Source organism: Spiroplasma endosymbiont of Lariophagus distinguendus, assembly GCF_023846195.1.
GTDB lineage: Bacteria > Bacillota_I > Bacilli_A > Mycoplasmatales > VBWQ01 > Spiroplasma_E.
On the sequence record NZ_JALMUW010000033.1, the window covers coordinates 1 to 11686 of the forward strand.

General features: G+C 24.9%; 11 protein-coding genes and 1 pseudogene. 6 read left to right on the forward strand and 6 right to left on the reverse strand.

All coding sequences use genetic code 4. The features are described from left to right. Nucleotides 1–33: 33 nt before the first annotated feature. The gene (locus M0D11_RS03750) at nucleotides 34–1587 is read right to left on the reverse strand and encodes a YhgE/Pip domain-containing protein (RefSeq protein ID WP_252320218.1); all 1554 of its coding nucleotides are present in this window, start codon (nucleotides 1585–1587) and stop codon (nucleotides 34–36) included. Nucleotides 1588–1674: 87 nt separating this feature from the next. Here M0D11_RS03750 and tpx point away from each other — a divergent pair, with 87 nt between their 5' ends. Beyond that, nucleotides 1675–2181 carry a thiol peroxidase gene (gene tpx / locus M0D11_RS03755; RefSeq protein ID WP_252320221.1) on the forward strand — a complete coding sequence of 169 codons (507 nt, stop codon included), beginning with the start codon at nucleotides 1675–1677 and terminating at the stop codon, nucleotides 2179–2181. 299 nt (nucleotides 2182–2480) lie between these two features. Further along, nucleotides 2481–2684, forward strand: coding sequence for a hypothetical protein (locus M0D11_RS03760; RefSeq protein WP_252320223.1), 204 nt, complete (start codon nucleotides 2481–2483; stop codon nucleotides 2682–2684). A 545-nt stretch (nucleotides 2685–3229) separates the two neighbouring features. Here M0D11_RS03760 and M0D11_RS06870 read toward each other — a convergent pair. Further along, nucleotides 3230–3364 carry a hypothetical protein gene (locus M0D11_RS06870; protein WP_256468402.1) on the reverse strand — a complete coding sequence of 45 codons (135 nt, stop codon included), beginning with the start codon at nucleotides 3362–3364 and terminating at the stop codon, nucleotides 3230–3232. 133 nt (nucleotides 3365–3497) lie between these two features. On the opposite strand from M0D11_RS06870, the pseudogene M0D11_RS03765 reads away from it, so the two are divergent. Continuing rightward, nucleotides 3498–4279: pseudogene (locus M0D11_RS03765) on the forward strand (IS5 family transposase). An 841-nt stretch (nucleotides 4280–5120) separates the two neighbouring features. Here the strand turns inward: M0D11_RS03765 and M0D11_RS03770 are convergent. Next, nucleotides 5121–5477 (reverse strand): IS3 family transposase, encoded by a 357-nt coding sequence (locus M0D11_RS03770; protein WP_252320225.1) that lies wholly within the window; start codon nucleotides 5475–5477, stop codon nucleotides 5121–5123. 893 nt (nucleotides 5478–6370) lie between these two features. Then, on the reverse strand, nucleotides 6371–6532 hold the full coding sequence (locus tag M0D11_RS03775; RefSeq protein WP_252320227.1) for a hypothetical protein: 162 nt from the start codon (nucleotides 6530–6532) through the stop codon (nucleotides 6371–6373). A gap of 86 nt (nucleotides 6533–6618) precedes the next feature. Here M0D11_RS03775 and M0D11_RS03780 point away from each other — a divergent pair, with 86 nt between their 5' ends. From M0D11_RS03780 to M0D11_RS03790, 3 genes are all read left to right on the forward strand, one after another. Further along, nucleotides 6619–7026 (forward strand): hypothetical protein, encoded by a 408-nt coding sequence (locus M0D11_RS03780; RefSeq protein WP_252320229.1) that lies wholly within the window; start codon nucleotides 6619–6621, stop codon nucleotides 7024–7026. Nucleotides 7027–7422: 396 nt separating this feature from the next. After that, nucleotides 7423–7596 (forward strand): hypothetical protein, encoded by a 174-nt coding sequence (locus M0D11_RS03785; RefSeq protein WP_252320231.1) that lies wholly within the window; start codon nucleotides 7423–7425, stop codon nucleotides 7594–7596. Nucleotides 7597–7806: 210 nt separating this feature from the next. Further along, nucleotides 7807–8289, forward strand: a complete 483-nt coding sequence (locus tag M0D11_RS03790; protein ID WP_252320233.1) for a hypothetical protein — start codon at nucleotides 7807–7809, stop codon at nucleotides 8287–8289. Nucleotide 8290: 1 nt separating this feature from the next. Here the strand turns inward: M0D11_RS03790 and M0D11_RS03795 are convergent, their stop codons facing one another. Next, a complete protein-coding gene (locus M0D11_RS03795) occupies nucleotides 8291–9004 on the reverse strand; it encodes a sugar phosphate nucleotidyltransferase (protein WP_252320235.1) in 714 nt (237 codons plus the stop codon). Between the two features lie 10 nt (nucleotides 9005–9014). After that, nucleotides 9015–11453 carry a leucine--tRNA ligase gene (gene leuS, locus M0D11_RS03800; RefSeq protein ID WP_252320237.1) on the reverse strand — a complete coding sequence of 813 codons (2439 nt, stop codon included), beginning with the start codon at nucleotides 11451–11453 and terminating at the stop codon, nucleotides 9015–9017. Nucleotides 11454–11686: the final 233 nt, after the last annotated feature.

Genomic DNA, 11686 nt, shown 5'->3' on the forward strand with positions numbered 1-11686 from the left:
CCTTATTTTTTAATGATGAAGAATTATTAACAACTAATTTATTTTTTTATTTCCAACTTCATTTTTTGCATCTTTATGATCATGTCATCAATTAAGTAACAACGATAATGGTACTAAAATAATAATAAATATTAATAAACAACCAATACTTCATAAAATAGTCATTGGATTAGGATTAATAAGAATTTCTCTTAATCCTTTTATTGCATAACTAAATGGTAAAAAATTATACATTACTTGAAAAAACTTGGGTTCTAATTCAACAGGAAAAGTACCACTTGATGAAGAAAGTTGTAGTATTAAAAGAATAACAATTAAAAATCTACCCAAATCATGATTACGAAACATGTGAGCAATTGATTGAACAACCAAATCAAAAATAATTGCTATTAATCACATGTATAAAAACATTTGTCAAAATCGTTGTCATAAATCAATATTATTAAATAATAGTAATAATGAAGTTACTAAAATTGTTGACTGAATTAAACCAAAAATAATCATTCATGCTGATTTAGCTAAATAGTTTGATCAAAATTTAGTTTTTGGAATATCTTTATTTCTAATAAAAGTAAAAGTTAATAATAAAGTACCTACTCACATTCCAATACACATGAAATATGGACCCAAACCAAATCCATAAGGAGATTTATCTTGACCTTCAATATTAATATTAAAATTAATAAAGTTAATAGGTACCAATAAAGTATGATTCATTCAATAATCATGTTCTAAAACTTTAATATGTTTAATCTCTTCGTTTCTTGTTACACTATCAATATTATCATTAAATTGTTCGGCATGAGGACCTAAACCAGGAACAACAATTGAAAGAATACCATAAATTTCTTTTAAAATTGGTTGTAAATGGTGATAACCTGAATCAGAAGCATCTTTATCTCAATAATCAAATACTTGATCACTAATAACAACAGGTAAAAACTTACTAAAAATATTATCTTTTAATGCATTTAAAGCAAAATCATTAATTTCACCTAAAATCGGACTAACTTTATATGAAGCTTGTAAACTAATTTTTGGTCTAATAGTAATTTGATTAATAAGATTCCAAATTCTTTCTGGAGTTTTAATATTATCAATAACTACTTTAAAAGCTTGTTTAAAAAAATCATTAAAATCCTTAGTAAAACAACTATCAATAATAATTTCAGTTAAAAAAGTTTTGTCATTTTGATGTTGATAATAACTTTTTCAATCATCATAATAATAAACAGTAAATGTTTTTTTCTCATTGTTAATTTGTAAATCATTAATTTTAAATTCATAAGCACCACTACTATTAGGATTTTCATTATCCAAATTTAAATTATGTCGATTAATAACACGATTAATTCCTACTGCAGAACTATCGTTATTAACTAAAGCAATTGGTAAACGATTAATATTTCCCAATGGATTAAAAAAAGCTCATAAAGCAATAAAAGCATATAAAAATGGAATAAAACATAGTGCAATACTTTTAATAATTGTTCTTTTATTTTTATAAATGTGTTTAGTCCCCACTGCTTTAAAAACCATTTTAAATTCTTGAATAGCAATTTTAAATTTATTTAAAATTTTTAACACTTTGTTACTCCTTAATAGATTATCTTTAATAAATTTAGTTATAATAATATTATAAATACATTTGATAAAAAGGGAGAAAAAAATATTATGTTGCAATTAACAATTAAAGGTAAACCCGTTCATATTAAAAATGAAATAATCAAAGTTGGAGATACTTTATCATTTTCTGCAGTTAATAAAACAATGGATAATATGAATTTAGAACAATTCACTAATAAATTTAAGATTATTTCTAGTGTACCAAGCATTGATACTAAAACTTGTGCTTTACAAACTATACACTTTAATAAAGAGGCTACTAAATTAAAAGATTTAGTTATCATTACTATTTCCAAAGATTTACCATTTGCTCAAAGTCGCTTTTGTGAAAAACTAAAAATGAATAATAATTTTCATATTTGAAGTGATTATCGTAATAATGAAAATAATTTTAGTAATACTACTAATTTATTAATTGATGAAATCCAATTATTAGCACGTACTATTATCATTGTTGATAAAAATAATAAAGTTATATATTTACAAATTGTTAAAGAAGTAACATTAGAACCAAACTATGATGAAGTTCTAAAATTTATTAAAACTTTAACATAAAAAAAGTTAGGTAATATTTTTAAAATAAGTATTCGGACTTCTCCCCACATGTACTTGTGGAGGAAACAATGAAATTGAATGAGTTCAACAATACTTTTCAAACAGAACAAGATTGTTTGAAATATATAGTAAGTTTGAAGGAAAATAAATGTATCAGGTGTGGCTGAACAAATTTGAATACTTCTGATTTTAAGAAGAATACAAGATGTTTGAAATGTCATCAAACATTTAGTATTCTTCATGGCACCATTTTTACAAGTCACAATACCTTTGAAATCTTGGTTTTATCTCATCTTTAGATGAATAAACACCAAACATGGAATTCATCAACTGATGTTGCAAAAGAATTGAGGGTAACTGAAACTGCTTGAAGAATGGGTCATAAAATCCAGAACATATTCGCAAACAAGAATCACAATTTATTGTTGAGGGGCATAGTGCAAATGGATGAAATATCTTTCACATATGGGTTTTTAAAAACAAGGAAGATCCTTGGTGAATAAAACCTTGATTGTTGTATTTATGAAAAACAACCAATAAATTAATTGTGAGAAAGTATTGAAAAATGCAAAGTAAAATGCTGCAGTTTACGAAACCACATTTCTTCAAAGTGTCATGTACATACTGATTTTTGAAGAAAGGATATTGCGATTTTAAATCGGTTTTCACTAAGCATGAAACAGTCAATCATCAAGATAGTATGTTTCAAAGCCTGGTGTAAATACCAACCAAATTGAATCAGTTTGAAAACATATAAGAAGAACATTTAAAACACATATCAAAGTTGCAAAACATCATGTTCATTTATATGCAAAAGAAGCTGCATATAAATTCAATAAGATACCTAGTTTTGAAATTGTAATGCTATGTTTGATTTAAAAATGTGGGGAGAAGTCCGTAGATAGGCTTTTCTCAGCATTTATGTGATAAAATTTAAAAATAGTACATAAAGGGAGAAAAGCCTAAGTATTACCTAACTTTTTTGTATTTATCAGTAGACTTTTAAAAAACTATTTATTTTGAAAATCAACTACGACTTTTTGAAGTCTTATTTTGTTTTTCAGATTTTCTTTTCTACTTTTTTCTGTCTTCGCGTGTTAATCTTTTTTTTCCATATTTGCAACTCTTCGTTTAGCTGATTTATTAAAGTTCTTTTTCTACTTTTCTTTTCTTCTTTATTCATAACTTTATCTCCTTTTTAGATTATAAAGATATTTGTCTCATCTTTCTACTTGGTGACTTTTCTCTAAGAACCTGTTTGGAATCTTTTATAAAATAACGTAAAATGACTATATATTTTAAGATAAGGGGTATATATGCATAAAAATTATCCAAGTCATGTTACTAAAGAACAATTTGAGAACATAAGATCAATTTTAGAAAATAGCAAAAAGAAAACAAAACCAAGAAATTTAGATTTATATGAAGTATTTTGTGCAGTTTTATATGTATTAAAAAGTGGATGTCAATGAAGAATGTTACCAAAAAATTTTCCAAAATGACAAACTGTATGTGTATTTTCAAATTTGAAGTAAAAATAGTGATAAAGAACCTAGCATGACAAGTAATTTTAAAAAATTAGTTAGAAAAGTTCGTATCAATAATGGTAGAAAAGAACAAACTAGTTTTTGTATAATTGATTCACAAAGTGTTAAGAACACAGATACTGCTAAAAATAAAGGTTATGATGCTGGTAAAAAAATTTCAGGAATAAAGCGTCATATTGCTGTTGATTCTCAAGGCTTACCACATGCAATTTACATAACCACAGCAGAAAAAACAGATCGTAACAGTGCTATAATAATGATTGAAATGAAAAGAAAATTTATCTAAAGTTCAAAAATACTAGTAGATGCTGGTTATACTGTGGTACGAAAATTTGCTTTTAAAATCAAAACAATCATAAATGCAAATGTTAGAGTTATCAAACATGACGTTACATTTCTTTTGTATTATTGCCAAAAGATGAGTTGTAGAACGAAGTTTTGCATGATTAGAAAAATGCAGAAGATTATGAAAAAATTGTGAAAGAAAATTAAATACTAGCTTACAAATGGTTGTTCTTTCCTTTATTTCAATTTTATTAAAAAGATCCTAAACAGGTTCTAACATCTTCTCTCACAAGATTATCACTTTTTTTATTATTTTTCAAATTTCTTCTATTTCATTGGTAAAAGCAACAACTGTGCTCTCAAAAGATTCTTAAATCGTGTTCATCAGTTGAGGTTTTTGATTTTCTTTATTAATTTCACTTGCCACAAAGTAATCATTTCTAATTTATTTTCATGTTGCTCCATTTTGCTCTGCATAAAATCTTTTTTGCTGCTTCTACTTGTTCTTGTAATTCATCTTTTCTTTTATAAATATTTTCCAAATTTTGCTGTTTAATTCTCTTTTATTTTCTTCAAATCTTTGACTTAAGATTCATTTTGCATATCCATAAAATTTTTATTTTATTATTATTTCAAATTTGTTGAAAACTATTCAAAATTCTTTATTGTTTTGCTTCTGGAGAGTGAAACTAAAATAATTCTTCTTGGATTTATTTTCTATATTTATTTCATTTTGATTTTCAATTAGGCAAAAAAATTTTTATTTTTCTTCTACTTTTCTCATCCTATTAACAACTCCACCAACAATAGCTCAGAAATTAAAGCACATATTGACAGTTGCATAAAAAGTTGCTTTAACAGGAACACTAATGGAGTAACCACTAAACTACTTAAAAAATACAATGCCAGCCCAAGCAACTTCTAAATATTATCCCTTTTAATACTTTTCATAAACTTCTTACTTTTTATTTTATATACTTATTCTTCTTTTTGTTTCTCATTAAGGTTATTAATGAAATCAAAAAATGGTATTCTAATAATAGTTGTATCCTTATTTTCTGAACTTGTCAAGAAAAGTGGACAATAAAAGTAACCATTTATTAAATTTTATAAAATAGCGTTTGTAAGTGTTAAATTTATAGGTATGAAGTAATTATTTGTTGGTTTGGAATGAGCTAATCGATATTCGATTGGACTCATTCCTTTTAATTTTATTTGAGGTCGATAATTATTATAAAAGTAAATATATTTAGGTAAGTTGTCTTGTATTCATTCAATAGTTCTATTTTTTCTTGGAATTTGATATAGAAATTCTGTTTTCATTGTTCCAAATCAAGTTTCAGTAGCACCATTATCACAGGAATTACCTCTTCTAGACATTGAAATTTTTATTTTTAATTCATCACATAAAATTTTATAAGAGTTTGTATAGTGAAATCCTTGATCTGATTCAATAAAATTCATGAAGTAGGTTTTTTGAGCATTAACTCAAAGCTTTGGATGTTTTGGACAACAAGTATGTATAAACTTGCACCCATTTTATAATCTAATATTTCATACATTATGAAAATCTTTAACAATTCAGTAAATAATATGTTTTACATTAGTTAATAAATAAGTTATATCAGTACCTAATTTTTGATTTAAATTAAGTAGTTGAAAAAATGCGAATTTTAATAAATTATCATATTTTAAACTTCATAGTTTAGTTCTATAATCAATTTTTTTTTATGCGAACCTTATTTTAAACTCCATATTTTTCTGTATATCTATATACAATATGAAATTTTAATTTTAAATTATAAATTTTGTTAATTCAAAGTTATCATTTTTATAACCATAAATTTCTTGAAATTGTATATTTTTTAATTATATTAACAAAATGTATCTCATTTATTAAATTCATTCATTCATTCTTAATTACCACTTAATATCACAAAGTTTTGAAACATTTAATAATCAACATAAATAACAATCATATTTTTTTCAATGAGAAAATCACAAATATTTCTTCTTTTTGTCAGTTTTCATCTTTTATATCGTTCATTGCCTCAATATATTCAATTAATTCTTGTTTTGTCATTTCATTAAAATTTAAAAGATTTAGGTCGACCTGTTCTTTGGTTTTTTTAGCACAATTCCATTGCCATATTCTAAACCTTTTTCACCCCTAATAATTTATATGCTTTAATTCATTCTTTTATTGATGATCGACCAATACCATACTCTAATGCGGTTTTATCAATTGTTTTAATTTTACTTATTTTTATTATTTTTAACTTTTCTTCTTTTGATAGTCATTATATAAAGAATATTGTTTATGTATGCATGTTTTGCCACAAGTTACAATTCTGTGTCTACTTTATTCTAGATGTTCATTCTTCTAATTTAATAAAACTTTCATCATTTTTTACTTCATTAGAAAATTGTTCATAACTTAAATGTCTAATTTGTTTAATTACTTGATCTGCTTCAAGATAAATTAGTTGTTGGATGGGTGGCACTTGGCACTTAGGCACTTAGCCCTTTTTACTAGACCATTAATTTAAAAAACCTGAATGTATTCGAAAAACAATTGTGTTATATAATTAACACTAATTTTGACATGAAAGGATTTTTATTAATGGATAAAATTAAACAAATAGAATTATTTATTAGAAAATTAAATATTAATCAAAAAATTAAAATTATTGATCATTGCAAGAATCAATATTCGATTAGACATCTTTCTCAATATCTTCAATTAAACAGATCCAACATATTACTTTTAAAAACAAACAAAAACCTATTAAAAAGAAATAAATCACGCGCCAGTCATTGTAACCATAAATATCAAATTATGCAAATTTTAATTGAATTTCATTCTAGAAAGATTAGGGTATGGATATTTACGAATTTTTCAGCATTTAAAGAATGATTAAAACAAAAGCATTCACTTAAATATAGAGATTATCAACAAAACAAATGCGAAAATTACTGAAGATCCACAACATCAAGGTTTAAAACAAACTAAAAATAGCCAGCTAGTAAAAATAAGACTGCACATAAGTGAATACCTACAATGGATAAAGTCAACAAAGAATTATAAAATTACAACTTCTTCTAATCAGAATTTGATCAATGGATTTTAAACAAATCAATACTAAAGAAGGCTGATTATACCTTTTGGTAATTATTGATTTTTATTCAAATAATGTTTATTGGATTATAATACTGCTTCTAATAAATCATATAAAGATTTAATAAAACCTGCTCTTGAAAAATAACACAACAATTTTCTTTAAAACAAATCAAAAGCGTTATTTTACATTCAGATAATGCTGCTGAATTTTATTGCCAAGACATATCCAACTGAACTATTGACAAACAAATAATCTTAAGCAAAAACAGCCTTATGATATTGGCGGTAATGTTCTATCAGAAAACTGATTCTCATTTATCTCAGAATGATTGCAAAGGTTCAAACAATATTGTAACAATCAATGAAGCTATAAATGATGTAAATCAATATGTTATGTTTTATAATTATGAAAGAATACATTCTAAATTTCTAAAACCACCAATTTTACAAATTAAAATTTAGAAAAAAAGTATGAAAGTGGTCCAGTAATTAGGGCCAACCACCCTCAAAAGTAAGTATGTTATTTTTTTAATTATTGTGCTTAAAAATTGAAAATATGTTATACTAACATCATAATAAACTAAATTATTAAAGACCATTAGGTTCGACTTATTCTTTTTTATTAGATAAGTGGAACCTAATTATTTTTAAATAAAAAAGGATGTGAAAATTATGTCAGCACAACAACAGCAACAACCAAGTAAAGAAATTTTTGATAAATTACAAGGTGAAAAAAATAAAAAAGAAAAAGCAACTTCTTCTTCTGGTGGTGGTAGTAGAAATTGAATTGTAAAATTTGCAAAAGATGTCGCTTATATTTCTTTTTTTCCATACATATGATTAAAAAAACTTTTAGTTTCACTATTTAATAATCGAACTAAAAAGCCTAAACTAAATCAATCAGTTAATATTATTAAAAATAAAGATAATGTTAATCAAAAAAATAATGTTTCTACAAATAGTAATGGACAAGTTAGTTTTAAAGAAGTAGATGCACTAGATCCAGAAAATGAATCAGTAGCAGAAACAACAGCAGAAGCACTAAAATTAAATGGTAATACTACTAATCCATTCCAAAATGTTGCACATAGTTGTAATCATGAAGAAATTCCAGTAGTTTCAACAACAACTTCTGGAAAAAAATTAACTACTTAAATTATTTAAAATATTTATTAGTTCGTTCTAAATCAATAATATTATCAACATCCCAATGACAATCAAATGATAAAACATAAGGTTTTAATTCAAAATTATGTTTAATACTATTACTAATTAAATATTTACCAACCATTGTTGTTTGCAATACAAGTTCTTGTTGTGGATTTATTAAATCTTCACCAAGAACTTTTGCTCATTTTTTAGTAATATAACTTCATTCTCCCGCCAAGAAACTATCCTTTTTTTTACTTTTAATAATATCAATAATATTACCATTCTTGTTTAATTTATAACTTCAATCTTCTTTGATATTATCATGATCACGCTTAATAGCGGCCATCATATTAGTTGAAAAATTATTTAAAAAAATATTTTTTATACTAATCATATCACCAGAAATAATAAAAATATCATCTTGACCATTAAAATATGATGATACTAATGTCAAAGCATAACCACTATTATAATCAAGGAAATGTTGATTATTTATTAAGATTAATTTTGAATATTTATGAGTAAGAAAATTAAATTCATCTTTTAAATGACCAGTAATGACAATAATTTTTTTTAAATCATGTATTTCAATTAAATGATTAATTATATGTTCAATTAAAGTTAAACCTTTAAATTTAATTAACGATTTATGAACATTATTTGAGATAGGTTGTAATCTACTGCCAATTCCTGCTGCAAAAATAATAGCAACTTTCATTATTCCTCCTTTACTTAACAACAAAATTAACAATCTTATTTGGTATACAAATTGTCTTAATAATTGTTTTATCTTGCAATCAATGTTTTACTTTTTCTTCATTATTAACTACTTTTAAAAGTTCTTGATTATTTAAATTTTCTTTTACTACTAAAGTTATTTTCGTTTTACCATTAATCTGAATAGCAATAGTAACTTCACTAGTAATCAAAAATTTTTCATCATAACTTGGAAACTGACTTTTATTAATACTTTCTTTATTACCAAATTGAAATCATAATTCTTCAGCAATATGTGGAGCAAATGGATTTAATAATTTTAAAAAATTAACTAAATATTGTTGATAAATAGTTGGTGCTTTATAACAAGCATTGATAAAAATCATAAGTTGTGCAATAGCAGTATTAAAATTTAAATCATTAATATCATTAGTTACTTTTTTTACAGTTTGATGATAAATTGTATCTAATGATTTATCATTCTTAGTAGTAATTTTTATTTTATACTCATCTTTATTAACAAGACGATAAATACGCATTAAAAACTTATAACAACCAACCAAACCACTATTTAATCACGGTAAAGATGCTGTTAATGGCCCCATAAACATTTCATATATTCGCAAAGTATCAGCACCATATTCATTAATAATATCATCTGGATTAACAACATTACCGCGTGATTTAGACATTTTTTCATTATTTTCACCAAGAATCATACCCTGATTTACCAATTTTAAAAATGGCTCTTTAACATTAACTAACTTTAAATCATATAGCACTAAATGTCAGAAACGAGCATACAATAAATGTAAAACAGCATGTTCTTGACCACCAATATATAAATCAACCGGTAATCAATAGTTAAAACGTTTTTGCGCAATAGCACTATTAAAATCACAATAAGTACCATCATCATTTTTTAAAATATATGCTAAATAATATCAACAACTACCTGCTCATTGTGGCATTGTATTAATTTCTCTTTTTCCTTTTACACCATCTTTTCTAGTTACATGTAATCAGGAATTTGGTGCATTAGTTAAAGGTGCATTCCCCGAATTAGATGGCTTAATATTAGTCATTTTTGGTAATAATACTGGTAATTGTTGTTCATCTACTGTTGATATTGTACCATCTTCTCAATAAATTATCGGAAAAGGTTCACCTCAATAACGTTGACGAGAAAAAAGTCAATCTCGTAACTTATATGCAGTATGTACTTTTCCTTGTTTTAAAGTTAGTAATTTTTTAACAATTAAATTAGTAGCTGTTTCTAAATCCTTACCATTAATAAAATCAGAGTTAATATATTCACTAGTACCCAAAAATGGTTCATTTTTATTATTAGTTTTCATAATAAAATTGATTGGTAACTTTTTATTTTTAGCAAAAATAAAATCACGACTATCATGTGCAGGAACACCCATAATTGCTCCTGTCCCATAATGATTTAAAACATAATCACCAACTCAAATTGGTAATTTACTTTTAGTAAAAGGATGAATAGCATAACTTCCAGTAAAAACACCAGATTTTAAAGTATCATCTCCTTGACGCATTAAATCTGTTTTAGTTTTAACAGCTAAACAGTATTGAGTAACTGCTTGCGAATATTCACTAGTTGTTAAATCATGAATTAATGGATGTTCAGGGGCAAGTACTAAAAATGAAACACCAAAAATAGTATCAACCCTTGAAGTAAAAATAGAAACCTTACATTTATTATTTTCAACTATAAAATCAACTAGTGTTCCAAGACTTTTACCAATTCAATTACGTTGTAATTCCTTAACACTATTTGGTCAGTCTAAATCATCTAATCCTTTTAATAATTTTTCAGCATACTTAGTAATTTTTAAAACCCACTGACGCATTGGTTTTTTAATAACTGGGAAATTACCACGTTCAGAAACCATATGACCATTAATGTTAATTATTTCTTCATTAGCTAAAACAGTTCCTAACTGTTCACAAAAATTAACTTCAACATCTTTAATTTCAGCTAACCCTTGTTCATAAAGTTTAATGAAAATTCATTGTGTTCACTTATAATATTGAGGATCTGTAGTATTAACTTCTTTATTATAATCAAAACTTAGACCAATACTTTGTAATTGTTTACGAAAATTATTAATGTTTTGTTTAGTAAATGTTTCTGGATTATTACCTGTATTTAAGGCATATTGTTCAGCTGGTAAACCAAAAGCATCTCAACCAATTGGATGCAAAACATTAAAACCATTCATTATTTTAACTCGTGAAATAACATCAGTAGCACAATAACCTTTAGGATGGCCAACATGTAAACCTGATCCTGAAGGATAAGGGAACATATCAAGAATATATGATTTTGGTTTTTTATTATCATCAATATTTGTTTTAAAAGTTTCATTTTTTAATCAATACTGCTGTCATTTTTTTTCTATTTGTTGGTGATTATAACTCATGTTTTTCTCCTTTAATATGTTCAGGTAAAGTAATCATAAAACCATAATATCATAATCATTTAACAAGTTGCAATGTTTACTTATTGATTAAATTATATTTTAAATATTTTGTTAATTATCAATCAATGTTATTAAACTATTTACTAATATTTATTTTCTACAAAAATGAAATAGTTTTTATTGTATTTCAAATAAAATATACTATATAAATTCATTACGTTTGATAACTTCAA